Origin of the sequence: Streptomyces sp. NPDC096012 (assembly GCF_040426375.1) — a bacterium.
Lineage (GTDB): Bacteria > Actinomycetota > Actinomycetes > Streptomycetales > Streptomycetaceae > Streptomyces.
The window spans coordinates 114,372-140,702 of sequence record NZ_JBEOTD010000004.1 but is presented as its reverse complement, the minus strand read 5'-3'; the positions used below and the strand labels follow the sequence as shown (position 1 = coordinate 140,702).

Sequence of the window (26,331 nt, the reverse complement as noted above, 5' to 3'; positions counted from 1 at the left end):
GAGCGCGGCGGACGGGAAGGGCCGGACAGGCCCTAGCCGGCCTGTCCCATTCCCGCCGCGTTCGGCCAGCTCTGGGCGTTCGGCCAGCCCGTCGCCGGGGCCGGGGTCAGGCCGGTGGCGGGGGCGGGGGCGGGGGCCGTCATGCCCCGCACCTGGGCCGCGGTGAGACCGCCGCGGGCCGGGACGCCGGGCGGGGTGGGCGTGACGGCGGCCGCGGGTGCCGGCACCGGCAATGGGGGCGGTGCCGGCACGGCGGGCGTCGGCACCGGGCCCGGCCGCGTGGCCGGTTGCGGTGCGGGCGCCGGACTCATCGGCTGCTGGACCGGCATCGGCGCGGGCACCCGCATCGGTTCCGGCACCTGCATGGGCGCGGGCGCGGGCACCCGCATCGGTTCCGGCACCTGCATGGGCGCAGGCGCGGGCACCCGCATCGGTTCCCGCATCGGTTCCGGCACCTGCATGGGCGCGGGCACCGGCGCAGGCGCAGGCGTCTGCATGGGTGCCGGAGCGGGGGCCGGGGCCGGCCGGGCAGCCGCCGGCATCGGCATCCCGGCGCCGGGCGGTACGGCGGCGGGGAGCGGCATGCCGGTGCCGACGGCCGGAGCGGGAGCGGCCGCGGCGACGGCCTGGGCGTCGAGCCCGCGCAGACCGGCCCCGTTGGTCTCGCTCATCAGCCGGTCGATCGCCGCCGTACCCGAGCTGTAGCTGGTCCCGGCGCCCGGCCCGGGTACGGCGGTTCCCCTCCTGGACCCGTAGAGCACCTGCTCCAGGCCGGACACCAGGCGACGCACGTCGACCTGGGGGCGCACCACGAGTCTCAGGAAGCGGCTGGAGGAGCCGATCTTGTTGCCGCACTCGCGGACCAGGATCCGGTGCCCGGTGAGCAGCCGGTCACGGACCACGGTGCCCTCGGCCCCGACGGGAAGGCGGACGAACAGGAAGTTGCCCTGGGACGGGTAGATCGTGAGCCCGGGGAGCGCCGAGAGGTGGCTGGCCATCTCCAGCCGGTCGCGGCGCACCTGCAGCAGACTCTGCGCGTACTCGGCGCCGTGCTCCTTCAGCATGAACACCACGTGCTCGGCGAAGGAGTTGAGGTTCCACTTGGGCAGCATCGAGCGGACCCTGCCCGCGAGCGCCGGGTTGGCGACCAGGTAGCCGAAGCGTATGCCGTGCAGGCCGAAGTTCTTGCCCAGGCTGCGCAGGACCACGACGTTCGGGCGGAGCATCGCCTCCTGCACGACGCTCGGCTCGGCCTCCGCGTCGGCGAACTCCAGGAAGGACTCGTCGACGATCACCAGGTCCAGATCGGCCATGGCGTCCATGAACTGGACCACCGACTGCTTGCGCACGTATCCGCCGTCGGGGTTGTTCGGGTTGCAGATCACGGCCACGCGCGTGCCGCGGGCGCGAATGAACTGGGTGTACTGGGCGAGGTCCAGGGCGAAGCCGCTCGCCTCCTGCAGCGGGAACATGTCGACCCGCTTGCCGGTCTCCATCGGCTGGTCGGTCCAGCGGCCGAAGGTGGGCACCGGGATCGCCAGGGACTCCCGGACGAGGAGGTGGTCCAGCCAGGTGATCAGTTCCGTGGAGCCGTTGCCCATCGCCACACAGCTCGGCGGCAGCTGCAGCAGACTGCACAGCTCCGCGGTGATGGTCTCGGCGCCGCTGGGGTAGTACGTGACGATCTCGCGCAGCCGGGCCGACATCTCGTCGAACATGGCCGCGGTGGGGAAGTAGGGGTTGCAGGGGATGCAGAAGTCCACCGGGCCGGTCCCGTCGCCGCCCTCCCGGGCCAGCGCCGCCATCGAGGGGCTGTGCGCGGCGGTGCCGCGGAACAACGAGGTGACGTTGCCGGCCAAGGGGACCTCCGTTCAGGCGGCCCGTGCGGGGGAGCACAGGCCGCCCTTGGATACGGGAGGGACGGCAGTGCCGTTCAACTCACCCCCCGTGTGAGCCGGTTCACGCCCCGCACGCGTGCATCCTCGTCCGGTACGGCTGGAACGGGCCCCGCCGCGGCTCCGGCGGGGCCCGATCCGGACTAGGAGCCGGACTTGCGCTTGTTCCACACGTCGAACCCGACCGCCACCAGCAGGGCCAGGCCCTTGATGACCTGCTGCCAGTCGGTGCCGACGCTGAGCAGGTTCATGCCGTTGTTCAGCACGCCGAGGACGAGACCGCCGATGATCGCGCCGAGGACGGTGCCCACACCGCCGCTCATGGAGGCGCCGCCGATGAACGACGAGGCGATGGCCTCCAGTTCGAAGTTGAGCCCGGCCTTCGGCGAGGACGCGTTGAGGCGGGCGGCGACCACCAGTCCCGCCAGGGCCGCGAGCACGCCCATGTTCAGGAAGACCAGGAAGGTGACCTTCTTGTCCTTGACGCCGGACAGCTTGGCGGCCGGCAGGTTGCCGCCGATCGCGTAGATGTGCCGGCCGAACACCGAGTTGCGCATCAGGTAGCCGTAGCCGACGACCAGCACGCCGAGGACGAGCAGCACGATCGGGGCGCCCTTGTAGCTGGCCAGCAGCAGCGTGACGACGAGGATCGCCGAGGTGAGGGCGACGAGCTTGAGCAGGAACAGGCTCCTGGGGGGCACGTCGAGTGAGAACTTCCGCTGGCGCCTGCGGTCGCGGACCTCCTGCAGGACCGAGAAGACGATCAGGACGAGGCCCAGCAGCAGCGTGAGGTTGTGGTAGTTGGTGCTGGGGCCGACCTCCGGCAGGAAGCCGTTGCCCATCTTCTGCAGACCGCGCGGGAACGGCCCGAGGGTCTGCCCCTGCAGGAAGATCTCCGTCAGACCGCGGAAGATCAGCATGCCGGCGAGGGTGACGATGAACGACGGTATGCCGAAGTAGGCGATCATGTAGCCCTGCACCGCACCGGCCACCGCGCCCACCAGCAGGCACAGCACCACGGCGAGCGGCCAGCCGACACCGTGCTGGACCGTCAGGACGGCCGCGAACGCGCCGACGAACGCCGTCAGCGAGCCGACCGACAGATCGATGTGGCCCGCGATGATCACCAGCATCATGCCGATCGCGAGGATCAGGATGTGGCTGTTCTGCAGCACCAGGTTGGAGACGTTGTGGGGCAGCAGCAGGTCGCCCCCGGTCCACACCGCGAACAGGGCCACGATCAGGCCGAGCGCGATCAGCATGCCGTACTGCCGCATGTTGGTGCGCAGCCCGGCCAGCACCAGCCGCAGCAGAGCGCCGGGGGCCGCCTCACCGCCCCTGCCCGGGGGCGCCGGTGCCGGGGTCCTGGCGGACACGTCCGTGCTCATCGGGTCACCTCCTTGTCCTTCGTCATCTGGCGCATCAGCGATTCCTGAGAGGCCTCGGCCCGGGAGAACTCGCCGGTCACCCGGCCCGCCGCCATCGTGTAGACGCGGTCGCACATGCCGAGCAGCTCGGGCAGTTCGGAGGAGATGAAGACGACCGCCCTGCCCTCGGCCGCCAGCTTGTCGATGACCGTGTAGATCTCGTACTTGGCGCCGACGTCGATGCCCCGCGTGGGCTCGTCCAGGATCAGCACGTCGGGCTCCGCGAAGATCCACTTGCTGAGGACGACCTTCTGCTGGTTGCCGCCCGACAACCTGCCCACCGGCTCGAAGACGGTCGGCGCCTTGATGTTCATCGACGTGCGGAACCGCTCGGCGACCTGCCGCTCCTCGTGCTCGTCGACGACGCCCCGCCGCGCGACCTTGTGCAGGGCCGTCAGCGAGATGTTCCGGTTGACGGTGTCGATCAGGTTGAGGCCGTAGTGCTTGCGGTCCTCGGTGACGTAGGCGATGCCGTGCCCGATCGCCTCCGCGACGGTCCTGGTGCGGATCTCCTCGCCGTCCTTGAGCACCGTGCCGCCCGCGTAACGGCCGTAGGAGCGGCCGAAGACGCTCATGGCGAGTTCGGTGCGGCCGGCGCCCATGAGGCCCGCGATGCCGACGATCTCCCCGCGGCGCACCCTGATCGACGCGCCGTCGACCACCCTGCGCTGCCGGTCGATCGGGTGGTGCACGCTCCAGTCGCGGATCTCCAGCGCCGGGGGCGCCGCCTCGTCCGTCCGGTGCGCGGTGCGCTCGGGGAAGCGGTGGTCGAGGTCGCGGCCGACCATGCCGCTGATGATCCGGTCCTCGGTGGTCCCCGGGTCGGTCACGTCGAGGGTCTCGATGGAGCGTCCGTCGCGCAGGATCGTCACCGAGTCGGCGACCCGGCGGATCTCGCCCAGCTTGTGCGAGATGATGATCGAGGTGATGCCCTGGGCCTTCAACTCCAGTATCAGGTCGAGGAGTTTGCCGCTGTCCTCGTCGTTCAGGGCCGCGGTCGGCTCGTCCAGGATGAGCAGCTTCACCTTCTTCGACAGCGCCTTGGCGATCTCCACGAGCTGCTGCCTGCCCACGCCGATGTCGGCCACCCGGGTCTGCGGGTGGTCGGTCAGACCGACCCGGCGCAGCAGCTCGGCGGCGTGCCCGAGGGTGCCGTCCCAGTCGATGAGGCCGCGCGTGGCGTGCTCGTTGCCGAGGAAGATGTTCTCGGCGATGGAGAGGTACGGCACCAGCGCCAGCTCCTGGTGGATGATGACGATGCCGTGCTGCTCGCTGGCCCGGATGTCCTTGAATCGGCAGACCGCCGACTCGAAGAGGATCTCGCCCTCGTAACTGCCGTACGGGTGGACGCCGGAGAGCACCTTCATCAGGGTGGACTTCCCGGCGCCGTTCTCGCCGCAGATGGCGTGGACCTCACCCTGACGTACCGTCAGCGTGACGTCGGAGAGCGCCGTGACACCGGGAAAGGTCTTGACGATCGAGCGCATTTCCAGGACGGGTCCCGCCATGGTCGTGCCTTCCGGTCGGTGTGGGGTCGGTCGGTTCGGTCGGGTCACCTGAGCTGGGCGTCGGTGTAGTAGCCGCCCTTGACCAGGACCTCTTCGTAGTTGGACCTGTCGACGCTGACCGGCTGGAGCAGGTAGGAGGGGACGACCTTGGCGCCGTTGTCGTACGACTTCACGTCGTTGACCTTCGGCTTCCTGCCGTTGAGGACGTCGTCCAGCATCGTGGAGGCGACCTCGGCGAGCTTGCGGAGGTCCTTGTAGACGGTCTGCGTCTGCTCACCCGCGATGATCGACTTCACGGAGGCCAGCTCCGCGTCCTGACCGGTGATCACCGGGAGCGGCTTGTTCCCCGAGCCGTAGCCGTCCGACTTCAGCGCGGACAGGACGCCGATGGAGATGCCGTCGTAGGGGGAGAGGACGGCGTCGACCCGTTCGCTCTTGTACGAGGAGGTGAGGATGTCGTCCATGCGCCGCTGGGCGGTGGCGCCGTCCCAGCGCAGGGTGGTGACCTTGTTGAGCGCGGTCTGCCCGGAGCGGACGACCAGCCGTTTGTCGTCCAGGTACGGCTTCAGCACGCTCATCGCGCCCTCGAAGAAGTAGCGCGTGTTGTTGTCGTCGTTGGAGCCGGCGAACAGCTCGATGGAGAACGGCCCCTTCTTGCCGCTGTCCAGGCCGAGCTTGTGCACGATGTAGGTGCCCTGCAGCCTGCCGACCTTCTCGTTGTCGAAGGACGCGTAGTAGTCGACGTTCCGGGTGCCGAGGATCAGACGGTCGTAGGAGATGACCGGGATGTGGGCGTCCGCGGCCTCCTGCAGGACGTGGTCGAGGGACTTGTTGTCGATCGCCGCGACGATCAGGCCCTTGACGCCCTGGGTGATCAGGTTCTCGATCTGCGAGACCTGCTGCTCGGGGTCGTCCTCGCCGTAGACCAGCTTGGTCTTGTAGCCCTTGGCCTGGAGGTCCTTGACGACGTTGGCGCCGTCGCTGATCCAGCGTTCGGAGGACTTGGTCGGCATCGCGACGCCGATGGTGCCGCCCTTGGCGTCGCCCTGTTTCTCCTTGCTGCCGCCCGCGCCGCTCTGCCCGCAGGCGGTCAGGGCCAGGGCGAGCGAGGCGGCCGCGGCCGTCCCGGCGATTGCGGTTCTGTGGTTGCGCATGGTGATCAGTCCTTGGTCGGTTCGTCGTGGGCTGGGGGTCACGCGTTGCTGGGGAAGCGGTTCAGCGGGCCGGGCAGCCGCGAGCCGAGCGGCGCCATGCCGCCGTCCGCGCCGTGCCGGGCGAGCAGGTCCAGGGCGAGCCGGCCGCGCCGTACCCGCTCCCGGGCGGTGTCCAGGGTCAGGTCCCTGAGATGGGCGCCCCACGGGTAGATGCCGGGCGCCTTGGACAGACCGAACTTCAGGTAGAGCGGCGCGCCGCGCCGGATCAGCTCGGCCACCTCGTACATCCGCACGTAGCCGCCGAGGTCGTCGGGGGCCTCGATGTACAGATCCATGGGGGCGCCCGAGACCCGCCGGATCTCCGTGAGGTGATCGGGCGTCAGATCGCTCGGCACGTTGACGGAGTCGGCGCCGAGCCGCTCGAAGACGGCGTACGAGGCCGGGTTGACCGGGCCGATCAGTGCCGAGACCTTGAGCGTGGTGTCGGCCGGGAGGATGCCTTCCGTCCGGGCCCGGTGCAGGGTCCACAGCACGCCCTCGTCGGCGACCAGAAGGCACTTGACGCCCAGTTCGGTGGCGCGGACGGCGTCCTCGACGCAGCCGGCCACGGCGTCGTGACCGCGTGCGCGCAGCCCGGCCCCCCGTGAGTCGGACCGCACCGCACCGCCGGTGTCCCAGGTGCCGCGCGGGCCGGTGAACAGGCAGAGTTCCACGACGCGTTCGCCGGCGGCCCCGACCATCTCGGTGATCTCGGCGTCGGTGAGCATCCACACGCCGCTGCCCTGGCTGATCCGGTGGATCGGCACATCGAGGCGGGAGGCCTCCTCCAGCACGACCGCCAGCGCTTCGGGACCCTCGCAGGAGGGGACCTCGGTGCGCCAGCGGCCGCCGCCCGGGAAGCTGTGGGCGGAGGCGTCGGCCGGGTCCGGGGCGGGCGCCCCCAGGCCGAGTGCGGCGAGCACGTGCTCGCCCGGCCTGCGGGCCGCCGGGGCGTGGGCTTCGGTCACGAGCAGTCCTTCACGTTCGATATCTCGGACAAGGTTCGCGCCCCTGGGCAGGGGGGCGTGGGATGGGGCGCGGGGGAGGGTGGAACGGAGGCTTGAGGGGGCGTGGGGCGCGTGGGGTGACGGAGCGGCCTCCGGGCGGAGGGAAGGGAGCGGACCGGAGGAGCGGGCCCGGGGCGGCGGGAGGGCCCGGGGGCGGGCCGGCCGGGGCGCCGTCGGGTGGCGGCCCGGCCGGCGTACGGTCAGGGGCGGAGCAGCACCTTGCCCACCCCCGGATCCCCGTTCCCCACCAGCTCGATGGCCCGCGGGAACTCGGTCAGCGGCAGCTCGTGCGTGACCAGCGGCAGCGGATCGAGCAACCCGGCGCCGAACATCCGCACGGCGTACGCCCAGGCCGGTGGCGGCGCCCCGAAGACGGTGTGCGTCTCCAGCTGCCGTACGACGAGGTCGGCCGGGTCGAGCCCGTCCGCGCCCGGCGCCGGGATGCCGGTCAGGACCAGGCGTCCACCGCGCCGGAGCAGCGCGGCGGCGGTGCGCGCGGCCGTCGCGGAGCCGGCGGCCTCGACGACGACGTCGAAGTCGCCGGGTGCCTCCTGGTCCGTGGTGCGGAAGCCGGTGGCCCCGAACCGCCGGGCCAGCGCCTCCCGGTCGTCCCGGACGCCCACGACCAGCAGCTCCGCCGGCGAGACGGCCTTCAGGAACTGCACCGCGAGCATCCCCAGCGTGCCGGTGCCGACCACCGCGACCCGCTCGCCCGGCCGGGCGCCCGCCTTGAGCGCGGCGGCGGCGACGCAGGCGGCCGGCTCCAGCAGCGCGGCGGCGGTCAGGTCGGCGTCGTCCGGCAGGACGTGCAGCAGCCGCGCGGGCAGCGTGAGCGTGGCGGCCATGGCACCCGGCCGGGTGAAGCCGGTCTCCTCGTAGCCGTCCGTGCACAGGGTGGTGTCGCCCGCGTGACAGCGCTCGCACACCTGGCAGTTGCGGAAGCCCTCACCGACGACCTTGCGGCCGACGAGGGTCGCGGGCACTCCGGCGCCCACCGCCCCGACCGTGCCGGACCACTCGTGGCCGGGGACGAGCGGGTAGCGCACGTACCCCTCGGGCCGGTTGCCCCCGTACACCTCGCGGTCGCTGCCGCAGATGCCGGCCGCGTGCACGGTGACCAGCGCCTCGCCGGGACCGGGCCGCCGGGGCGTGTGGGCCTCGACCCGGTGCGCCCCGGGCGCCTCGACCACCACCTGGAAGCTCACACGGTCCCCTTCGGCCTGCGCTGCTCCCAGCCCTCGGCCCACAGGTCGAACCGGGCCTGTTGCTGCGGGAACTCCGCGGCCGCGTCGACGTCCAGTTCGACACCCAGACCGGGCTCGTGCGACAGCTGGAAGTACCCGTCGACGACCTGGGGAGCGCCCTTGACCACCTTCTTGATCTCGGCGTCCGCGAAGTCGTTGAAGTGTTCGAGGATCTTGAAGTTCGGGGTGGTGAAGCCGACTTGGAGCGAGGCGGCGGTCAGCACCGGCCCGCCCACGTTGTGCGGGGCGACGAGCATGTAGTGGGCCTCGGCGGTCGCGGCCAGCTTGCGGGTCTCCCAGATGCCGCCGATGTGGCCGACGTCGGGCTGGAGGATGTCCGCGGCCTGGTTCTCGAACAGCTCGCGGAACTCGATCCGGTCGTGCACGCGTTCACCGGTGGCGATCGGGACGTCGACCTTGGCGGCGACCTTCTGCAGCGCCTTGAGGTTCTCCGGCGGCACGGGCTCCTCCAGCCAGGCGGGCTCGAAGGGGGCGAGTTCCCGGGCGAGGCGGACCGCGGTGGCGGGGGAGAAGCGGCCGTGCATCTCCAGCATCAGCTCGGCGTCCGGGCCGATCGCGTCGCGCACGGCCTCGATGAGCGAGACGGCGTACCGGGTCTGCGCGTGGTCGAGTTCGAAGTGCCCGGTGCCGAACGGATCGATCTTCAGCGCCCGGTAGCCGCGCTCCATCACCCCCTGGGCGGCCTTGTGGTAGGCCTCCGGCGTTCGCTCGGTCGTGTACCACCCGTTGGCGTACGCCTTGACGCGGTCGGTGACCTTCCCGCCGAGCAGCTGCCAGACCGGCACGCCGAGCGCCTTGCCCTTGATGTCCCAGCACGCCATCTCGACGACCGCGATGCCGGACATGACGATCTCACCGGCGCGGCCGTAGTCGCCGTATTTCATCCGGCGCACGAGATCCTCCACGGCGAACGGATCCGAGCCGCGCACGTGGTTGGTCTCGGCCTCCCGCAGGTAGCCGATCAGCGCGTCGGTGCGCCCGAGCATCCGGGTCTCGCCGACTCCCGTGATCCCCTCGTCGGTGTGCACCCGGACATAGGTCAGGTTGCGCCACGGGGTCCCGACCACGTGTGTGCTGATTCCGGTGATGCGCACGGCGGTTGCCTCTCAGCTGTTCGAGATTTCGTCACACGTTCGAAATGTTGGCGTGACAGTAAGGAGGGGGCGGTGAGGGTGTCAATGGGTCGGGCGGGTAACGGTTTCGGGGCGGCTTGTGGGAAATATTGCGCTCCCCCACCAAACCTTCACAGGGCTGCCTAGGAACGTGACCGGCGCGGACCTTAGTCTTCCCGCGTCATGGACTTCTGCCACCCGTGCCGACGGCACCTCAACGGCGCCCTCGCCTGCCCGGGCTGCGGCGCACCGGCCCCAGGGCCGGTCGTGCCCGCACCGGCACCGCCCGCCTACGCGAGCGCCGGCGAGACCTACGGCGGACAGGGTCCCGCGCAGGGGCACCACGCCGCCCAGGGCTACGACACCGCCCAGGGGTACGAGGCCGCCCAGGGGTACGGCACCGCGCAGGGGCACCACGCCGCCCAGGGGTACGAGGCCGCGCAGGGGTACGACACCGTGCAGGGGCACCACGCCGCCCAGGGGTACGAGGCCGCGCAGGGGTACGACACCGCGCAGGGGCACCACGCCGCTCAGGGCCACCATGCCGCCGCTCAGGGGTACGACGTCGCTCAGGGCTACGGCGGCACCCCGGAGTACGGCGGCACCCAGCAGTACGGCGCCCTTCCGGAGCATGAGCCGAACGGGCCCCGGGCGTCCTGGGAGCCGGAGGAGCCCGCGGCCACCGAGGAACCGGAGCACGCGGCCGGGGCGGAGGACGCGGCGGAGCCGGAGCCGCGGGACGGCGGGCACGAGGGCGGTGGCCGGGCGGCCCGGCGCAAGGCGCGCGACACCGCGGGCCCCGCCGAGACCGGCTCCGGCAGACCCGACCGCAGGGCGCGCGACACCGTCGCGGCGCTCGACGACGTCACCGTGGGCCCCGCCGACGCCGACTCCAGCAGGCGTGACCGCAAGGCCGCCGCGCACCGGCGGCGCCGTCGCCGTGCCCTGCTGGTCGCCGCGGGCTTCGTGCTGGCCACGGGCGGCCTCAGCCTCGCCGAACTGGGCAAGGACGCGCCCTTCTCGCCCTTCTCCAGCGATCCGCCGGCCGCGTCCGGCGACACCGCGGCGAACGGCGGTTCGTCCCCCGCGGCACCGGGCCGTACGGCCGCCCCGCTCGAGGGTGCGAACGGCGCCGACGGCGCCTCGCGCGGTGCCTCCGCCTCGCCGGACGCCTCCGCGTCCGCCTCCGCGTCCGCCTCCGGGTCCCCCGGGGCGAAGGACTCCGCCTCCCCGTCCGCGGAGGACACCGGCCGGCCGCAGGCGCCGGCCAGCTCGGGCGCCGGTGCGACCGCCACCGCCCCCGCCTCCCCGGGCACGAGCGATCCGGCCCCCGCTCCGACCCCGACCGCCACCGTCTCCGAGCCCGCCCCGAAACCCTCGCCCACCAGGACCTGCAACCGCTTCCTGTGGTGGTGCACCTGACCGTGCCGCCGGGTCTCCCGCGCCGTCCCCTGCGCCATCCGGGGCATCGCCGACACCCTCGGGCCCTCGTGACGGTTGAGTCGAACGGGTGCGTCCCGCCGTACCGATCTCGGGAAGGCTCGAAGCGGGGACGGGTGCCGTACCGAGGGGGAGCAGCGAGCAGCGGATCGGTTGAGGAGAGCGGATGACGCGGGAGATCACCGTCCACGGCACGGTCGCCGAGGGCTTCGAGGCGGTGCGCGAGGAGTTCGCCGCCTTCGTCGCCGCGGAACGGGACGACTACGAGGGCCAGTTGTGCGCCTACGTCCACGGCCGCCGGGTCGCGGACCTGTGGGCGGGCGAGGGTGCGGCGGGCGACTCGCTCTACGGCGTGTACTCGGCCACGAAGGGTGCGGCCCACCTGGTCGCGGCGATGCTCGTGCAGGACGGCACGCTGGAGCTGGACCGGAAGGTCACCTACTACTGGCCGGAGTTCGCCGCCGAGGGCAAGGGCGCGCTGACCCTGCGGGAGCTGCTGGCGCACCGCGCGGGTCTGATCGGCACCGACACCGGCTTCACCCTCGAGGAACTGGCCGACGACCGGTCGATCGCCGAACGCCTCGCCGACCAGCGGCCGTTCTGGCGCCCCGGCCTGGCCTTCGGCTACCACGCCCTGGTCATCGGCGCGCTGACCGGCGAGGTGGTGCGGCGGGCGACCGGCCGTACCCTGCAGGAGCTGTACGAGGAGCGGATCCGCGCGCCCTACGGACTCGGCTTCCACCTGGGCCTGCCGGCCGACCTGGAGCCGCGCTTCCGCACCGTCCGGCCGATGCTGCCGACCCCCGCGCAGCAGGCGCTCCTCGACGAGCTGCCGACCGGCCCGCACACCCTGGCCGCGATCGCCTTCAACCGGCACGGCGCGGAGCCTACCGATCTGGAGGGCCTGGCCAACGAGCGGCTGATCCGCGCCCGGGGTCCCGCGTCCGTCGGCGGGGTCGCCTCCGCGCGCGGCCTGGCGGGGATGTACGCGGCGGCCATCAGCGAGGTCGACGGCAAGGCCCCGCTGCTCAAGGAGGACACGGTCGCGGAGTTCGGGCAGATCCACTCCGTCGGCCACGACCTGGTGGGTCGCGCCCACAAGTCCTTCGGCCTGGGCTTCCAGGCGACCGCCGACACCTGGCACCCGTTCCTCGGCGCCGGCGCGTTCGGGCACAGCGGCGTGAACGGCGTGCAGGCGTTCGCCGACCCGCGCAGCGGCCTCGCCTACGGCTACACCCGCCGCCGCTTCGCGTTCCCGGGCGGCGCGGCCCCGGAGAACAACAGGCTGGCGGCGGCCCTGCACCGCGCGGCGGTGAAGTGACCTCGCCCTGTCACGTCGCCACGCGCACGCACAGCAGCCGCATCCCACGTCCAGGGATGCGGCTGCCGTTGTACGCAACGACCGACCTCAGACCAGCGTCACGGTGATGTTGCCGCGTGTCGCCTTCGAGTACGGGCAGACCTGGTGGGCCTTGTCCACCAGCGCCCGCGCGGCGGCCCGGTCGACACCGGGAATGTCCGCCGAGATCTCCACGATGATCCCGAAACCGTCCTCGTTCCTGCCGATGCCGACCTTCGCGGTGACGGTCGAGCCGGAGACGTCGGCGCCCTCCTGCCGGGCGACCACGGCGAGCGCGCCCTGGAAGCAGGCGCTGTAGCCGGCGGCGAACAGCTGCTCCGGGTTGGTTCCGGCGCCGCTGCCGCCCATCTCCTTCGGCGGGTTCACGACGACGTCGAGCGTGCCGTCGTCGGTGGCGACGCGGCCGTCGCGGCCGTTCTCGGCGGTGGCGACGGCGGTGTACAGGACGTCGGACTGCTGAATGGGCATGCGGTTGTCCTCTTCCTCGGTCCGCCGCGACTCGCGCCCACGATCGACGGCGGATTTCGGAAAGAAGCTACCGCATGCCGGAAAGTCAAGGCCAGAGGCTCAGAGCTTGACGATCATCTTGCCGGTGTTGTCGCCGCGCAGGACCCCGAGGAACGCCTCCACGTTGTTCTCGATGCCCTCGACGACCGTCTCGCGGTACTTCAGCGCGCCCGAGGCGACCCAGGGGCCGACCTCCTGGACGAACTGGGGCTGCAGGTCGTAGTGGTCGCCGACCAGGAAGCCCTCGATGCGGCCGCGGGTCTGGATCAGGCGCGCCAGGTTGCGCGGGCCGGGGGCGGGCTCGGTGTCGTTGTAGACCGAGATCATGCCGCAGACGGCGATCCGGCCGCCCTGGTTGAGCGAGCCGATGGCGGCCTCCAGGTGGTCGCCTCCGACGTTGTCGAAGTAGACGTCGATGCCGTCGGGCGCCGCCTCCCGCAGCTGCTCGCTCACCGCGCCGTTCTTGTAGTTGAACGCGGCGTCGAAGCCGTACTCGTCCACCAGCAGCTTGACCTTCTCGTCGGAACCGGCCGAGCCGATGACCCGCGAGGCGCCCTTGAGCTTGGCGAGCTGCCCGACCTGGCTGCCCACGGCACCCGCGGCGCCGGAGACGAAGACGACGTCGCCCTCCTTGAAGGAGGCGGTGCGCAGCAGTCCGGCGTAGGCGGTCAGACCGGTCATGCCGAGCACGCCGAGGTACGTGGACTCCGGCGCGGCCTGCGGGTCGACCTTGACGGCGTGCTTCGCGTCCAGGGCCGCGTACTCGCGCCAGCCGAAGAAGTGCAGCACGTGGTCGCCGACCGCGATGCCCTCGGCGTTGGAGGCGACGACCTCGCCGACCGCGCCGCCCTGCATGACCTTGCCCAGCTCGAACGGCTCGGCGTACGACTTCGCGGCCGACATCCTCCCGCGCATGTAGGGGTCGACGGAGAGGTAGGTGTTACGGACCAGGATCTGACCCTCGCCCGGGGTCGGGACCGGCGCCTCGACCAGGGCGAAGTCCTCGGGCTTCGGCCAGCCGACCGGACGGCTGCGCAGGTGCCACTCGCGGCTTACGGAGGGGAGTGCGGGGGACTCGGACATGGTGCGTGGCCTTCCTCAGATATTTCAGTACCTGAAACAACCCTGCACCTGAATATTTCAGGATGTCAAGTAACCGGGTATTCTGGTGAGTATGTCCACCCCATCGAAGCCACACCCCGCCGACGCCCTCACCATGGAGGTCGTCGAGCTGATCGGTGACGTCGTGGCCCGTTTCTACGCGGACTACGAGAAGGCGGCGGGCGAGCACACGCTGACCGGCCCGCAGGCCCGGCTCCTCAGCCTGCTCTCGCTGGAGCCGCTGCCGATGCGCAAGCTGGCCCACAAGCTCAAGTGCGAGCCCTCGAACGTCACAGGGATAGTGGACCGCCTGGAGACCCGCGGCCTGGTGGAGCGCCGCCCCGACCCGGCCGACCGCCGGGTGAAGGTGGCCGCCGCCACCGAGGAGGGCCTGCGGGTCGCCCGGGACCTGCGCGAGGGCCTGCACTTCGCCCGTGAGCCCCTCGCCGGGCTCTCCGTGGACGAGCGGCGCTCCCTGCGCGACCTGCTGCGCCGGATGCTCGGCGTCTGAGCCTCCGGCTCGGCGCCCGCACCCGCACCCGCGGCTCGGCGCCCGCACCCGCACCCGCGGCTCGGCGCCCGCACCCGCACCCGCGGCTCGGCGCCCGCACCCGCACCCGCGGCTCGGCGCCCGCGCCCGCACCTCTGGCTCCGGTCGGCCCGGCCAGCGCGACCGCGGCCGCACCTGCGGCTCCGGGCCGCCGGGCCACCGCGACCGCCTTGGCTGTGGCCCGGCCGTCGCGACCGCGGCTTCGGCTCGGCGCCCGCGACCGCGCCCGCACCTGCGGCTCCGGCTCGGCGACTGCGGCCGCGCCGCCGAGGCCGTCGGTGCCCGCGGTCGTGGAACCGCCCTTGGGTAAAGTCTGCGTCATGCGCGATCTCGGGGTGGGGTTCGGTTATCTGCTGAAGGGCCAGCGCTGGGTCTCCCGGCACGGCCGCAGTTACGGCCTGGGCCTGCTGCCCGGCCTGATCACGCTGGTCCTCTACGCGGCGGCGCTGGTCGCGCTCGCCGTGTGGGGCGACGACGCGGTCGCCTGGTCCACCCCGTTCGCCGACGACTGGTCCAGCCCCTGGCAGGGGCTGTTCCGCGGTTTCCTGACGGCCGTCCTGTTCGCCCTCGGGCTGCTCCTGGCGGTGCTCACCTTCACCGCCGTCACCCTGCTGATCGGCCAGCCCTTCTACGAGAACCTCTCGGAACGCGTCGACGCCGACGTCTCGCCCGACGGCAGCGCCCCGCGGTCCGGGCTGCCGCTCTGGCGCGAACTGTGGATCTCGGCCCGCGACAGCCTGCGCGTCCTGCTTCGGGCCGCTCTGTGGGGCGTGCTGCTGTTCGCCCTCGGATTCCTGCCGTTCGTCGGGCAGACCGTCGTACCCGTGCTCGGCTTCCTCGTCACCGGCTTCTTCCTCACCGAGGAACTGGCCGGCGTCGCCCTGCAGCGCCGGGGCGTGGAGCTGCGCGCCCGGCTCGCCCTGCTCCGCTCCCGCAAGAGCCTGGTCTGGGGCTTTGGAACGCCTCTGGGCCTGGCCTTCCTGGTGCCGTTCGTCGCGGTGTTCCTGATGCCGGGCGCGGTCGCGGGCGCCACGCTCCTCGCCCGCGACCTGCTGGGCGAGGAGAACGCCGACGGCGAGCCCGCGCCCGCCGCGCCCGGCACGGTGCCCGGCACGGAGGACGCCACCCGCTGACCCGGACACGCGCCTCCCGCCGTGCTCAGCCGTGCTCCCGCAGCCTCCCGCCGTGCTCAGCCGTGCGCCGCGGCCTCCCGCCGTGGTCAGCCGTGCGCCGCGGCCTCCCGCCGTGGTCAGCCGTGCGTCCGCCGCCTCCCGGCGGGGTCCGCGGCGCGCGTGTCCGGCGCGCCGGCCGCCACGGTCACGATCGACCGCACCTGGTCGATGATGTCCAGCCGGTTGCGTACGAACCCGGGATCGGTCACGGTCCCCGTCGCCGGGTCCGTGTTCCCGGCGCCGAACTGCAGCACGGGCGTGTGCAGATGCCCGCCGGGCAGGGTGTCGTGCAGGCCGAGGCGGTCCCGCAGCAGCGTGGCCCGGTAGGCGATCTCGTTGGAGAGGTAGTCGCCGCCGCCTCCGGCCCGGGCCGTCGAGCCGGGCGTCGGGCCGTCCGGCCGCACGACGGGGGAGGAGCCGCCCGCGGGTATCTCGGTCACCTCGGTGTGGTCGTAGACCGGGAAGCGCCCCGTGTGCGCGGCCACCACGGCGGCGTACGGCAGGGTCGTCGTCGTCCACTGGGGCTGTGCGGCCGGGTCGGCGACCGGCACGGTCTCCGTCCGGGAGACGCCGTCGTTGTCCGGGAAGCCGCCCCGCCAGGCACCGTTGGTGCGCTCGATGTCGAACCGGCCGACGCGGCCCTGGCTCACGGTCGTGAAGAGGTCGGTCTCCGGCAGGTGCGGCCGCAGCGCCCGCTCCACCGCGCCGTCCGCGAAGTCCTGCCAGCGCACCGGGAACACCGCCGTCTCGATGCGCGCCGGGCCCCGGGCCGTCCGGATCACCGTGCCGTCGAGCGCGAGCGCACTGGCCCCGGACGGGTTGGATATGCGGATGTCCCGGTCCAGGGTGAACGGGTCGAACCCGGTGACCAGGACCCGCCTCGGGTGTCCCTTCGCCGGGTAGCGGATGTCGGTCTGCCCCCGCGAGGTCCGCTCCAGCCGGTCCAAGAGCGCGGCCCGCTGCCGGTCACCGAGGCCGAACGCCGGTTCCCAGGTGCGCACCTCACGCGTCATCCCCAGCCGGGCCCAGTACAGCGGCCGGTCGTCGTCCCGGCTCAGGTCACCGCCCGCCGGGCCCCTTCCCTGTGCCCGGTCCACGGCCCGCCGCCACAGCGTGGATCCCTCCCGGTCGACGAGGTGCCGGGCCTGCGCGTAGGAGTGCGCGTGTGCCAGTTCGCGGCCGAACTCCGGTGCGACGCCGTCGAATCCGGAGCGGCGCAGGATCTCCCGCGGTACGGCACCGCCGAGGCGCTGTTCCTCGACGGTGGGGGAGGAGGCCGCCGTGGCCCCCGGAGTGGCGGAGGCCGTGGCGGCGGGGGCGGACAGGCCGGCCAGCAGGGCCAGGGCGAGAACGCCCAGCCCGGTGCGTAGGGGTGTCAAGGTGGGTGGGTCCTTCCGTCGCTGTGGGGCGCGTGGTGCGGTGGACGGCGGCAGTATCGCGTGACGCAGGCTGCCGGCGCCATGGTGCACCCGGCGGCCCCTCGGCCGGCCTGGCTCGTCCCGCGGCCGCAGCAACCGACCGCTCCGCCGTGCACAACCTGGTTGTCCGACGCGCTCCGGGCCGGACCGGCACCGGGCGCCCGGCGTGCAGGCCGTCCTGTTTCGTGTCCGCAGAGTCCGGCTCCGGCGAACGCTTGGCGTGCAGGTCGGCTTGTTTCGTGTCCGCCGAGTCCGGCTCCGGCGAACGCCCGACGTGCAGGCCGTCCTGTTTCGTGTCCGCCGAGGCGGGCCCCGGCGAACGCCCGGCGTACGGCAGGCCTGCTTCGCGTCCGCCGAGTCCGGCCCGGCGAACGCCCGGCGCGTAGGCCGGCCTGTTTCGTGTCTGCCGAGTCCGCCCCGGCGAACGCCCGGCGTACGGCGGGCCTGCTTCGCGTCCGCCCGGGCCGGCTCCGGCGAGAGCGTGGAGGTCACCGTCCAGCTCGCGCGCCGCGCTTTCGGGGTCCGGGACGGGACGGCGAAGACGTGGGCGTGTGTGAAGGGTTCGTACGAGATCGCCGCCGGACGCTCGATCGCCGACCGCGGGCTCACCGCGCCGATTAACGTCGGATCCGGGACAAGTCCCCCCGAGCAGCCCCGGTCCGGGACCTGACCCCTGGACCGGGGCTCACGGCCTCCCCGGGGGCGAGGGAGCCCGCCGTGCCCGCGCGGGTCCGCCAGACAGGCGAATGTGCCATTCGGTTGGGTGCCGGCCGTGCCGGACCGGTTGCGGGGCCGCCCGTCCGGCGGATTGCTGGGGATGTCGTCACGGACGGCGCTACCCCCAGGAGAACACCATGAGCTATCAGCAGGATCTGATAATTTGCCGCGAGCTGGGTGAGCGTCATGGCGAGAGCCGGGCACTGAACAGCCTCGGGGTCGCCCTTCAGCAGGTCCAGCGGTTCGACGACGCCATCGCGGCCCACCAGCAGGACCTCGTCACCTGCCGCGAGCTGGCGGAGCACCATGGCGAAGGCCAGGCGCTGAACAACCTGGGCACGGCGCTGCAGCAGGTCCAGCGGTTCGACGAGGCGATCGAGGCGCACCAGCAGGCCGCCTGCTGTTTCGCGGAGCTGGGGGACCGGCACCGCGAGGGTCAGGCGCTGAACAATCTGGGTACTGCGTTGCAGCAGGTGCGCCGGTTCGGCGAGGCGATCGAGGCGCACCAGCAGGCCGCCTGCTGTTTCGCGGAGCTGGGGGACCGGCACCGCGAGGCTCAGGCGCTGAACAATCTGGGCACCGCGTTGCAGCAGGTGCGCCGGTTCGACGAGGCCATCGACGCCCACCAGCAGGCCTCCGCCCGGTTCGCGGAGCTGGGTGACCATGACGGTGAGGGCCGGGCGCTGAACAATCTGGGTACGGCGTTGCAGCAGGTGCGCCGTTTCGACGAGGCGATCGAGGCGCACCAGCAGGCCTCCGTGCGGTTCGCGGAGCTGGGTGACCATGACGGTGAGGGCCGGGCGCTGAACAATCTGGGTACGGCGTTGCAGCAGGTGCGCCGTTTCGACGAGGCCATCGAGGCGCATCAGCAGGCCGCCGCCCGCTTCACGGAACTCGGTGACGGCGAGGGCGAAGGACGCGCCCTGAACAACCTGGGCATGGCGTTGCAGCAGGTACGCCGGTTCGACGAGGCCATCGACGCCCACCAGCAGGCCGCCGCCCGCTTCACCGAACTCGGCGACGACGAGGGCCGGGTCCTGAACAACCTCGGCACCGCTCTGCAGTCCCGGGGCCTGTGGCGGGTGCGCAAGGGCCGGAACCCGGGCGAGCCCAAGGTCCAGCCCGACGCCAGGGGCGACGGCAGGGGTCACAGCGAGCGGCTGGTGCCGCTCGTCGTGGACGTCCCCGTCCCCACGGCCTGCGCCGCCCAGTCGTCGTCGGAGTTCACCGCGCACCCGGAGGTCGTCACGCTCGTACCCGCGGACGACGCGCCGGCGGCACAGGCGGACAACCCCGCGGAGAACAAGCGCTGGGGACGGCGCCGCAAGCTCCTGGAGCCCGTGCTCTCCGACGACCCGCAGTAGGCCGGGACAGCGCCCCGGCAACGGCGCCGGCGGCCGCGGCCGTACAGCCCCGGCTCCGGCGGCCGCAGCCGTACGGCCCCGGCTCCGGCCGCTGCAGCCGTACGGCCCCGGCTCCCGCCGCCGTGGCCGTGCCGCCGCAGCCGTACCCGCTCAGTCGCGGACGCCGAAGCCGTACACCGTCTGAGAGCGGTACGTCTCGCCCGGCCGCAGTTCCGTGCGGGGGAACCGCGGCCGGTTGGGGGAGTCGGGGAAGTGCTGGGTCTCCAGGGCGATGCCGTCGCCCGGGGCGAAGGGGGCCGAGAGGTGGTCGGCCGTGTAGAGCTGCACGCCCGGCTCGGTCGTCGCCACGGTCAGGGTCCGCCCGGACGCCGGCTCGTGCAGCTCGGCCACCTCCTGCGGCATCTCGGTGACCCCCTTGTCCAGCACGAAGTTGTGGTCGTAGCCCGAGCCGACCTTGCGGGCCTCGCGGAAGTCGAAGCGCGAGCCGGACACGTCCTCCAGCGACCCGGTCGGGATCAGGTCCGCGTCGACCGGGGTGAAGCGGGACGCGGCGAGCCGCAGTTCGTGCCCACCGGCCTGGCCCGCGTCATGGCCGGCGAGGTTGAAGTAGCTGTGATTGGTCAGGTTGACCACCGTCGGGGCGTCCGTCACCGCCTCGTAGGCGATCCGCAGCGCGCCCGACGCGTCCAGCGTGTACTCCGCCGACACCTCCAGCCGCCCCGGGAAGCCCTCCTCGCCGTGCGCGCTCACCCGGCTCAGCCGCACCCCGTGCTCGATCGGCTCGGCCGCCCACACCCGGTTGCCGAAGCCGCGGGTGCCGCCGTGCAGGGAGTTGTGCCCGTCGTTCGGCTCCAGCGCGTAGACCCGGTCGTCCAGGGTGAAGCGGGCGCCCGCGATCCGGTTGGCGTACCGGCCGATCAGGGCGCCGAAGTGCGGCTCGGGATGCGCGAGATAGCCGTCCAGACCGGCGAACCCCAGCACCACGTTCGCCCTGCGCCCCGCCCGGTCCGGGACCTCCACCGACCGCACGATCCCGCCGTAGGTCAAGACCTCCACCCGGGTCCCCGCGCGTTCCAGCGCCCAGCGGTGGACCTCGGTGCCGTCGGAAAGTGTGCCGAAAAGTTCGCTCATGTGGAAAACCCTAGGCGATCGGCACCCTAGGCCCTGTCCGACCATTCGCGTCTGCCGCGCGACGCCATGCACGCACTCTCGCCGCACCGGCCCCAGACCCGAGTACGTCCAGTACGAGGGCCTGGGGCCGGCACGCCGAGAGCACGCACCTGACGCCGCGCGGCCGCCCTTCGGGCGACGACGCGAATGGTCAGACAGGACCTAGGCAACCGGGTCCGGTGCGGTGATCGTCCGGTACGCGATCGACGCGAGCCGGGCCTGGCCGTCCCGGCTCGGGTGGAACCAGTCCCAGTGGCTGAGCTGATCGGTGCCGAAGTCGTAGTCGTAGACCGCGTTGCCGTCGAAGCGGCAGCGGCGGTCCTTGGCGCAGACCTCCTTCAGCACCTTGTTGTACTCCACCACCCGCTGCTGCACCCGGTCCCGGCGCGCGGTGGCCGCGCTGGTCAGGTCGTCCGCCTCGCCCAGCATCGACGGGCAGATGCCCAGCTTCCACACCTCCTTGCCCAGCGCGTTCGACCGGCCCTCGGACCACAGCCGTTTGAGGTTCGGCACGCTCGCCACGTACACCTGCGTCCTGGGCAGCGAGGAACGCAGCGTGGCCAGCGCCTCCTCGAAGTCCGCGCGGAAGTCGGCGACCGACGTCATCGCCGACACCGACCGCCGGCAGGCGTCGTTCGCCCCGACCATCACCGTCACCAGATCCGGGCCGCGCACGGCCGCCTGGGCCATCTGCTCCGGCAGATCGGCCATCCGGGCGCCGGTCACCGCGTAGTTCCAGCTGCGCTCCGCCGCGCCGGTCACCCCCAGCAGCCGCACCGCCAGGCTGTCCACCTCGGAGTCGCTGCCCGTCGCCCACGACACCTCGGGGCAGTCCGACAGCACCGCGCACGCGTCGAAGCCGCGCGTGATGGAGTCGCCGACCGCGGCGATCGAGTCCGGGCTGCGGTCCCACACCGGGGCGGGCTTCGCGGCCCGCGCCCTGCTCGCCTCCGGCGCGGGCGGACCCCCGCCGGCGTCGCATCCGGCGAGGCCCAGCACGGCGGCCGCCACGACGGCCGGCAGCGTCCGTGTACGGCGGCTTCGCTTCCGCATCCCCTGGTGATCCCCTCGTCGTGGCTCCGGTGCTTCCTCGGCGCTCCCCCCACATAACAACGCGCGAGGGTTCCCGGCCGGGTCCGGCGGAACGGCTGACCCCCGTACAAGCGTCCCCCTGGGTGAATGGCGGGGGTTTCCTGGCGCCGGGACCGACGGTACGTCACACTCCTTGCCCCGCCGCAGGGTAGCCTCGCCATCAGGGTGGTCGTCGTGGTACTGCCACCCGGCCAGTCCGCAAGATGTCCCGCTCTGTCCGGAGGTCCCGGTGACGACACGTGGAGTTCTGTACGTGCACTCCGCGCCGCGCGCGCTGTGCCCGCACGTCGAGTGGGCCGTCGCAGGGGTGCTCGGCACGCGCGTCAGCCTCGACTGGATCCGGCAGCCCGCGGCCCCCGGCACCTGGCGCTCGGAGTTCTCCTGGCAGGGCGAGGCCGGTACGGCCTCCAAACTCGCCTCGGCGCTGCGCGGCTGGCACCTGCTGCGCTTCGAGGTCACCGCCGAACCCTGTCCGACGGCCGAGGGCGAGCGCTACAGCTGCACCCCCGACCTCGGCATCTTCCACGCCGTCACCGGCATCCACGGCGACATCCTCATCCCCGAGGACCGGCTCCGCGCGGCCCTGACGCGCTCTCAGGGCGGCGAGACGGACCTGGAGGCGGAGATCGCCAAGCTCCTCGGCAAGCCCTGGGACGACGAACTGGAACCGTTCAGGTACGCGGGCGAGGGCGCCCCGGTCCGCTGGCTCCACCAGGTGGTCTGACTCCCGGCCCCCAGCGCCCTCAAGGAGCAAGGGCAACCGCGCGCCAGAGGGAGCGGGACACAGCGGCCCCGACAGCGGGGAACGGCGCGACAGAGGCGGGACAGCGGCCCCTACAGGGGCGTAGGGAACGACGCGACAGCGGGGGCGGGACAGCGGCCCCGACAGGGGCGCGGGGAACGGCGCGACCGGCCACAACGCACCCGCACCCGGCAGCCATCCGCCACAGCGCACCCGCACCCGGCGGCGACCGGCCACAACGCACCCGCACTCGGCGGCGACCGGCCACAAGCGACCCGCACCGGCAGCCATCCGCCACAGCGCACCCGCACCCGGCGGCGACCGGCCACAACGGACCCGCACTCGGCGGCGACCGGCCACAAGCGCCCCGCACCGGCGGCCACCCGCCGCAGCGCACCCGCACCCGGCCACAAGCGCCCCGCACCGGCAGCGGCCAACCCCAGAAAACGGCGACGGCCCGGTCTCCGCCAAGGAGACCGGGCCGTCAGCGCATCCGCACTCAGACGGTCCTGAACGCCAGGACCACGTTGTGCCCGCCGAAGCCGAACGAGTCGTTCAGCGCGGCGATCCGGCCCTCGACCGGCAGCTTGCGCGCCTCGTCGCGGACCACGTCCGCATTCGCCTCGGCCTCGGGGTCGAGGTTCTCGATGTTGATGGTCGGCGGCGCCACCCGGTGGTACAGCGCGAGCACGGTCGCCACCGACTCCACACCGCCCGCGCCACCGAGCAGATGCCCCGTCATGGACTTGGTCGCGGACACCGCGATGTGGTCGGCGTCGTCGCCCAGCACCTTCCGCAGCGCCTTCAGCTCGGCGACGTCACCGGCCGGCGTCGAGGTGGCGTGCGCGTTGACGTGGACGATCTCGGCCGGGTTCAGGCCGGTGTTGTCCAGCAGGTTCTGCAGCGCGTGCGAGATGCCGCGGCCCTCGGGCTCCGGCTGCACGATGTCGTGGCTGTCGGCGGAGATGCCCTGCCCGACGGCCTCCGCGTAGACGCGGGCACCGCGCTTGGCGGCGTGCTCCGCGGACTCCAGGACGAGCACTCCGGCGCCCTCGCCGAGGACGAAGCCGTCGCGGTCGACGTCGTAGGGACGCGAGGCGCCCTGCGGGTCGTCGTTGTTCTTGGACATCGCCATCATGTTGCCGAACGCGGCGATCGGCAGCGGGTGGATGGCCGCCTCGGTACCGCCGGCGACGACGACGTCGGCGCGACCGGTACGGATCATCTCGATGGCGTAGCCGATGGCCTCGGCGCCCGAGGCGCACGCGGAGACCGGCGTGTGCACGCCCGCCCGGGCGCCCACGAGCAGGCCCACGTTGGCCGACGGGCCGTTGGGCATCAGCATGGGGACGGTGTGCGGGGAGACGCGGCGTACGCCCTTCTCCTTGAGCACGTCGTACTGGTCGAGCAGCGTCGTGACGCCACCGATGCCGGAGGCGATGACGGCACCCAGCCGGTCCGGGTCGACACTGGCGCCCGGTGCGGAGCCGTCGGCCGCCGCCTCGCCGGCCTTGCCGGTGAAGCCCGCGTCCCTCCAGGCCTCCTGAGCCGCGATCAGGGCGAACTGCGCCGAGCGGTCCAGCCTGCGGGCCTGCGGCCGCGGAATGACCTCGGAAGGCTCCACGGCGACCGGGGCCGCGATACGGACGGCCTGCTCGGCCGCCCAGTCCTGCTCCAGGGGCTTGACGCCGGACTTGCCGGCGATCAGACCCTCCCAAGTGGAAACTGCGTCGCCACCCAGCGGTGTGGTTGCGCCGATACCGGTGACGACCACGGTGCGATTGGTCGGGCTCACGGGAATTCTTTCTCCAACGGATACGGGATTCGACGGCGCCACCGCCGGGTGGCGGGGCCTTGCAGCCTGGGGCCTAAGGGGTGGCTCAGGCCTGGTTCTTCAGGATGTAGTCGGTGGCGTCACCGACGGTCTTGAGGTTCTTGACGTCGTCGTCCGGGATCTTCACGTCGAAGCGCTCTTCGGCGGCGACGACGACCTCGACCATGGACAGCGAGTCGACGTCCAGGTCGTCGGTGAAGGACTTGTCCAGCTGGACGTCCTCGGTGGGGATCCCGGCGATCTCGTTCACGATCTCGGCGAGACCGGCGACGATCTCTTCCTGAGTGGCGGCCATGTGAGGCGCTCCTTCTCGATAATCCAGACGGTTTTACGGCGCCCGCCGCGCGAGCGGCAGGCGGTGCTGCTGCCGCACCGGATCGCATGATCCGGCACGGAGTGCCTAGGGGAGGGTAACGACCGTGGCGGCGTAGACGAGACCCGCCCCGAATCCGATGACGAGCGCGGTGTCGCCACTCTTCGCCTCCCCGGTCGCCAGGAGCCGCTCCATCGCGAGCGGGATCGAGGCGGCCGAGGTGTTGCCGGTGGTGCGGATGTCACGGGCGACCATGACGTGCTCCGGCAGCTTCAGTGTCTTCACCATCGAGTCGATGATCCGCACGTTGGCCTGGTGCGGGATGAAGACGTCCAGTTCGTCCGCGGTGATTCCGGCCGCGTCCAGCGCCTGCTGGGCGACCTTCGCCATCTCGAACACGGCCCAGCGGAACACCGCCTGGCCTTCCTGCGTGATCGCGGGGAACTTGACGTTCCCCGCGCTGTCCAGGGGCAGTTCGGCGAGGTCGCCGAGCCGGAAGCGGTCCCACGGGACGGTCTGCTTGATCGTCCCGGACTTGTCGCCCTCGGAACCCCACACGGTGGGGCCGATGGCCGGCTCCTGGGCGGGTCCGACCACGACCGCGCCGGCGCCGTCGCCGAACAGGAAGGCCGTGGCCCGGTCCTCCAGGTCGGTCAGGTCGCTCAGCCGCTCCACACCGATGACGAGCACGTACTCGGCGGAACCTTCCACCACCATGCCCTTGGCGAGGGTCAGGCCGTAGCCGAAGCCCGCGCAGCCGGCCGAGATGTCGAAGGCGGCCGCCTTGTTCGTGCCCAGCTTGTCGGCGATCTCGGTGGCGACGGCCGGGGTCTGGCTGAAGTGCGAGACGGTCGAGACGACCACGGCACCGATCTGCTCGGCGTCGATGCCGGCGTCCGCGATCGCCTTGCCGGAGGCCTCGACGGCCATCGCGGCCACCGTCTCCTCGGGTCCCGCCCAGTGCCGGGTCTCGATGCCGGAGCGCGAGCGGATCCACTCGTCGGACGAGTCGATCGTCTCGAGGATCACCTCGTTGGGCACCACCCGGGTCGGCCGGTAACCGCCGACACCGAGGATGCGCGCGTACGGGGCGCCCTTGCTGGGCCTGATCTTCGCCATGTACGGCTCCTTAGGCACCTGCGTGCTCGGAGATGAGCGCGCGGGCCGCGTCGAGATCGTCAGGGGTCTTGAGGGCCAGCGTCTGCACTCCGGGAAGCGCCCGCTTGGCCAGGCCGGTCAGGGTGCCGCCGGGGCACACCTCGACGAGCGCGGTGACGCCCAGCTCCTTGAAGGTCTCCATGCACAGATCCCAGCGCACGGGGTTGGCGACCTGGCCGACCAGGCGCTCCAGCACTTCGGCGCCGGTGGCGACGGGCCGGCCGTCCCTGTTGGAGACGTAGGTGACCTTCGGGTCGGCCGGTGCCAGCTCCTCGGCGGCCTTGGCCAGCGTCTCGACGGCGGGCGCCATGTGAGAGGTGTGGAAGGCGCCCGCGACCTTCAGCGGGACGACCTTGCGGACACCCTCGGGCTTGTCCTCGTTCAGCGCGGCCAGCTGCTCCAGCGTGCCGGCGGCGACGATCTGGCCCGCACCGTTGATGTTCGCCGGGGTCAGGCCGAGCTTCTCCAGGTGCGCTACCGACGTCTCGGGGTCGCCGCCGAGCAGCGCCGACATGCCGGTCGCGGTGATCGCGGCGGCGTCGGCCATGGCCAGACCCCGCTTGCGGACCAGGCGCAGGGCGGCGGTCTCGTCCAGGACACCGGCGAAGGCGGCGGCGGTGATCTCGCCGACGCTGTGCCCGGCGACCGCGCCGGGACCGATGTCGGAGATGTCACCGAGTGCCGCGGCGGACAGGATGCCGGCGGCGACCAGCAGCGGCTGGGCCACCGCGGTGTCCCGGATGGCGTCGGCGTCGGCCTCGGTGCCGTAGCGGGCGAGGTCCAGGCCGATGGCGTCCGACCACGCGGCCACGCGGTCCGCGGCACCGGGCAGTTCGAGCCAGGGAGTCAGGAAGCCGGGCGTCTGGGCGCCCTGGCCGGGAGCGACGAGTACGAGCACTCTCACACTCTCTCTTGGGGACGGCCACGGCCGCCCGTGGGGACAGGGACGAAGAACGGGGAGGGCTTTTGTGGGCCCTCGACAAAAC

At 72.4% G+C, this 26,331-nt stretch carries 23 protein-coding genes; 7 read left to right on the top strand and 16 right to left on the bottom strand.

Annotated features, from left to right (window positions below; translation table 11 throughout):
* Nucleotides 1-32 precede the first annotated feature (32 nt).
* The 7 genes from ABVB68_RS06480 to ABVB68_RS06450 form a co-directional block, all read right to left on the bottom strand.
* Complete coding sequence (locus tag ABVB68_RS06480; protein WP_353599890.1) at nucleotides 33-1,859, bottom strand: pyridoxal phosphate-dependent aminotransferase; 1,827 nt, start codon at nucleotides 1,857-1,859, stop codon at nucleotides 33-35.
* 179 nt (nucleotides 1,860-2,038) lie between these two features.
* Nucleotides 2,039-3,283: a multiple monosaccharide ABC transporter permease gene (gene mmsB, locus ABVB68_RS06475; RefSeq protein ID WP_353599889.1), complete on the bottom strand. Its 1,245-nt coding sequence runs from the start codon at nucleotides 3,281-3,283 to the stop codon at nucleotides 2,039-2,041.
* A complete protein-coding gene (gene mmsA, locus ABVB68_RS06470) occupies nucleotides 3,280-4,830 on the bottom strand; it encodes a multiple monosaccharide ABC transporter ATP-binding protein (protein ID WP_353599888.1) in 1,551 nt (516 codons plus the stop codon). The genes mmsB and mmsA overlap by 4 nt, the downstream gene beginning before the upstream one ends.
* A 44-nt stretch (nucleotides 4,831-4,874) precedes the next feature.
* On the bottom strand, nucleotides 4,875-5,984 hold the full coding sequence (gene chvE / locus ABVB68_RS06465) for a multiple monosaccharide ABC transporter substrate-binding protein (RefSeq protein WP_353599887.1): 1,110 nt from the start codon (nucleotides 5,982-5,984) through the stop codon (nucleotides 4,875-4,877).
* 38 nt (nucleotides 5,985-6,022) lie between these two features.
* Nucleotides 6,023-6,991, bottom strand: coding sequence for a hypothetical protein (locus ABVB68_RS06460; RefSeq protein ID WP_353599886.1), 969 nt, complete (start codon nucleotides 6,989-6,991; stop codon nucleotides 6,023-6,025).
* A 239-nt stretch (nucleotides 6,992-7,230) separates the two neighbouring features.
* Nucleotides 7,231-8,235 carry a zinc-dependent alcohol dehydrogenase gene (locus ABVB68_RS06455; protein ID WP_353599885.1) on the bottom strand — a complete coding sequence of 335 codons (1,005 nt, stop codon included), beginning with the start codon at nucleotides 8,233-8,235 and terminating at the stop codon, nucleotides 7,231-7,233.
* A complete protein-coding gene (locus tag ABVB68_RS06450; protein ID WP_353599884.1) occupies nucleotides 8,232-9,389 on the bottom strand; it encodes a mandelate racemase/muconate lactonizing enzyme family protein in 1,158 nt (385 codons plus the stop codon). The genes ABVB68_RS06455 and ABVB68_RS06450 overlap by 4 nt, the downstream gene beginning before the upstream one ends.
* A 201-nt stretch (nucleotides 9,390-9,590) precedes the next feature.
* Between ABVB68_RS06450 and ABVB68_RS06445 the strand changes: the two genes are divergently transcribed.
* Together ABVB68_RS06445 and ABVB68_RS06440 are read left to right on the top strand one after the other, a co-directional pair.
* Complete coding sequence (locus ABVB68_RS06445) at nucleotides 9,591-10,829, top strand: SCO2400 family protein (protein ID WP_503006026.1); 1,239 nt, start codon at nucleotides 9,591-9,593, stop codon at nucleotides 10,827-10,829.
* 184 nt (nucleotides 10,830-11,013) lie between these two features.
* Nucleotides 11,014-12,168, top strand: a complete 1,155-nt coding sequence (locus ABVB68_RS06440; RefSeq protein WP_353599882.1) for a serine hydrolase domain-containing protein — start codon at nucleotides 11,014-11,016, stop codon at nucleotides 12,166-12,168.
* An 87-nt stretch (nucleotides 12,169-12,255) separates the two neighbouring features.
* Here ABVB68_RS06440 and ABVB68_RS06435 read toward each other — a convergent pair whose 3' ends face one another.
* Both ABVB68_RS06435 and ABVB68_RS06430 read right to left on the bottom strand, forming a co-directional pair.
* Nucleotides 12,256-12,675, bottom strand: coding sequence for an organic hydroperoxide resistance protein (locus ABVB68_RS06435; protein WP_353599880.1), 420 nt, complete (start codon nucleotides 12,673-12,675; stop codon nucleotides 12,256-12,258).
* Between the two features lie 99 nt (nucleotides 12,676-12,774).
* Nucleotides 12,775-13,797, bottom strand: coding sequence for an NADP-dependent oxidoreductase (locus ABVB68_RS06430; protein WP_353599879.1), 1,023 nt, complete (start codon nucleotides 13,795-13,797; stop codon nucleotides 12,775-12,777).
* 91 nt (nucleotides 13,798-13,888) lie between these two features.
* On the opposite strand from ABVB68_RS06430, the gene ABVB68_RS06425 reads away from it, so the two are divergent.
* Together ABVB68_RS06425 and ABVB68_RS06420 are read left to right on the top strand one after the other, a co-directional pair.
* Nucleotides 13,889-14,326 (top strand): MarR family winged helix-turn-helix transcriptional regulator, encoded by a 438-nt coding sequence (locus ABVB68_RS06425; protein ID WP_353599878.1) that lies wholly within the window; start codon nucleotides 13,889-13,891, stop codon nucleotides 14,324-14,326.
* 359 nt (nucleotides 14,327-14,685) lie between these two features.
* Nucleotides 14,686-15,498 (top strand): EI24 domain-containing protein, encoded by an 813-nt coding sequence (locus tag ABVB68_RS06420; protein WP_353599877.1) that lies wholly within the window; start codon nucleotides 14,686-14,688, stop codon nucleotides 15,496-15,498.
* Nucleotides 15,499-15,614: 116 nt separating this feature from the next.
* On the opposite strand, the gene ABVB68_RS06415 is transcribed toward ABVB68_RS06420, so the two are convergent.
* Complete coding sequence (locus tag ABVB68_RS06415) at nucleotides 15,615-16,916, bottom strand: pyroglutamyl-peptidase I (protein ID WP_353599876.1); 1,302 nt, start codon at nucleotides 16,914-16,916, stop codon at nucleotides 15,615-15,617.
* Between the two features lie 205 nt (nucleotides 16,917-17,121).
* Here ABVB68_RS06415 and ABVB68_RS36865 point away from each other — a divergent pair, with 205 nt between their 5' ends.
* Both ABVB68_RS36865 and ABVB68_RS06405 read left to right on the top strand, forming a co-directional pair.
* Entirely contained in the window at nucleotides 17,122-17,625 is a 504-nt protein-coding gene (locus ABVB68_RS36865; RefSeq protein WP_503006025.1) for a fibronectin type III-like domain-contianing protein, read from the top strand.
* A gap of 184 nt (nucleotides 17,626-17,809) precedes the next feature.
* Nucleotides 17,810-19,036, top strand: coding sequence for a tetratricopeptide repeat protein (locus ABVB68_RS06405; RefSeq protein WP_353599875.1), 1,227 nt, complete (start codon nucleotides 17,810-17,812; stop codon nucleotides 19,034-19,036).
* Between the two features lie 150 nt (nucleotides 19,037-19,186).
* On the opposite strand, the gene ABVB68_RS06400 is transcribed toward ABVB68_RS06405, so the two are convergent.
* Together ABVB68_RS06400 and ABVB68_RS06395 are read right to left on the bottom strand one after the other, a co-directional pair.
* Nucleotides 19,187-20,167 (bottom strand): aldose epimerase family protein, encoded by a 981-nt coding sequence (locus tag ABVB68_RS06400; protein ID WP_353599874.1) that lies wholly within the window; start codon nucleotides 20,165-20,167, stop codon nucleotides 19,187-19,189.
* Between the two features lie 201 nt (nucleotides 20,168-20,368).
* Complete coding sequence (locus tag ABVB68_RS06395; RefSeq protein ID WP_353599873.1) at nucleotides 20,369-21,259, bottom strand: SGNH/GDSL hydrolase family protein; 891 nt, start codon at nucleotides 21,257-21,259, stop codon at nucleotides 20,369-20,371.
* 268 nt (nucleotides 21,260-21,527) lie between these two features.
* Here ABVB68_RS06395 and ABVB68_RS06390 point away from each other — a divergent pair, with 268 nt between their 5' ends.
* On the top strand, nucleotides 21,528-22,022 hold the full coding sequence (locus tag ABVB68_RS06390) for a DUF3145 domain-containing protein (RefSeq protein WP_353599872.1): 495 nt from the start codon (nucleotides 21,528-21,530) through the stop codon (nucleotides 22,020-22,022).
* A 517-nt stretch (nucleotides 22,023-22,539) separates the two neighbouring features.
* On the opposite strand, the gene ABVB68_RS06385 is transcribed toward ABVB68_RS06390, so the two are convergent.
* The 4 genes from ABVB68_RS06385 to ABVB68_RS06370 all read right to left on the bottom strand — a co-directional run bounded on the left by ABVB68_RS06385 (nucleotide 22,540) and on the right by ABVB68_RS06370 (nucleotide 26,243).
* Entirely contained in the window at nucleotides 22,540-23,835 is a 1,296-nt protein-coding gene (locus ABVB68_RS06385) for a beta-ketoacyl-[acyl-carrier-protein] synthase family protein (RefSeq protein WP_353599871.1), read from the bottom strand.
* A gap of 85 nt (nucleotides 23,836-23,920) precedes the next feature.
* Nucleotides 23,921-24,169 carry an acyl carrier protein gene (locus tag ABVB68_RS06380; protein WP_353599870.1) on the bottom strand — a complete coding sequence of 83 codons (249 nt, stop codon included), beginning with the start codon at nucleotides 24,167-24,169 and terminating at the stop codon, nucleotides 23,921-23,923.
* A 105-nt stretch (nucleotides 24,170-24,274) separates the two neighbouring features.
* Complete coding sequence (locus ABVB68_RS06375; protein WP_353599869.1) at nucleotides 24,275-25,306, bottom strand: ketoacyl-ACP synthase III; 1,032 nt, start codon at nucleotides 25,304-25,306, stop codon at nucleotides 24,275-24,277.
* Nucleotides 25,307-25,316: 10 nt separating this feature from the next.
* On the bottom strand, nucleotides 25,317-26,243 hold the full coding sequence (locus tag ABVB68_RS06370; RefSeq protein ID WP_353599868.1) for an ACP S-malonyltransferase: 927 nt from the start codon (nucleotides 26,241-26,243) through the stop codon (nucleotides 25,317-25,319).
* Between the last annotated feature and the right edge of the window lie 88 nt (nucleotides 26,244-26,331).

Coding starts and splice junctions, on each gene's coding strand:
- ABVB68_RS06420 (WP_353599877.1), top strand. CDS start 14,686: ATGCGCGATCTCGGGGTGGGGTTCGGTTATCTGCTGAAGGGCCAGCGC.
- ABVB68_RS06405 (WP_353599875.1), top strand. CDS start 17,810: ATGAGCTATCAGCAGGATCTGATAATTTGCCGCGAGCTGGGTGAGCGT.
- ABVB68_RS06380 (WP_353599870.1), bottom strand. CDS start 24,169: ATGGCCGCCACTCAGGAAGAGATCGTCGCCGGTCTCGCCGAGATCGTG.
- ABVB68_RS06445 (WP_503006026.1), top strand. CDS start 9,591: ATGGACTTCTGCCACCCGTGCCGACGGCACCTCAACGGCGCCCTCGCC.
- ABVB68_RS06400 (WP_353599874.1), bottom strand. CDS start 20,167: ATGAGCGAACTTTTCGGCACACTTTCCGACGGCACCGAGGTCCACCGC.
- ABVB68_RS06375 (WP_353599869.1), bottom strand. CDS start 25,306: ATGGCGAAGATCAGGCCCAGCAAGGGCGCCCCGTACGCGCGCATCCTC.
- ABVB68_RS06435 (WP_353599880.1), bottom strand. CDS start 12,675: ATGCCCATTCAGCAGTCCGACGTCCTGTACACCGCCGTCGCCACCGCC.
- ABVB68_RS06430 (WP_353599879.1), bottom strand. CDS start 13,797: ATGTCCGAGTCCCCCGCACTCCCCTCCGTAAGCCGCGAGTGGCACCTG.
- mmsA (WP_353599888.1), bottom strand. CDS start 4,830: ATGGCGGGACCCGTCCTGGAAATGCGCTCGATCGTCAAGACCTTTCCC.
- ABVB68_RS06440 (WP_353599882.1), top strand. CDS start 11,014: ATGACGCGGGAGATCACCGTCCACGGCACGGTCGCCGAGGGCTTCGAG.
- ABVB68_RS06395 (WP_353599873.1), bottom strand. CDS start 21,259: ATGCGGAAGCGAAGCCGCCGTACACGGACGCTGCCGGCCGTCGTGGCG.
- mmsB (WP_353599889.1), bottom strand. CDS start 3,283: ATGAGCACGGACGTGTCCGCCAGGACCCCGGCACCGGCGCCCCCGGGC.
- ABVB68_RS06425 (WP_353599878.1), top strand. CDS start 13,889: ATGTCCACCCCATCGAAGCCACACCCCGCCGACGCCCTCACCATGGAG.
- chvE (WP_353599887.1), bottom strand. CDS start 5,984: ATGCGCAACCACAGAACCGCAATCGCCGGGACGGCCGCGGCCGCCTCG.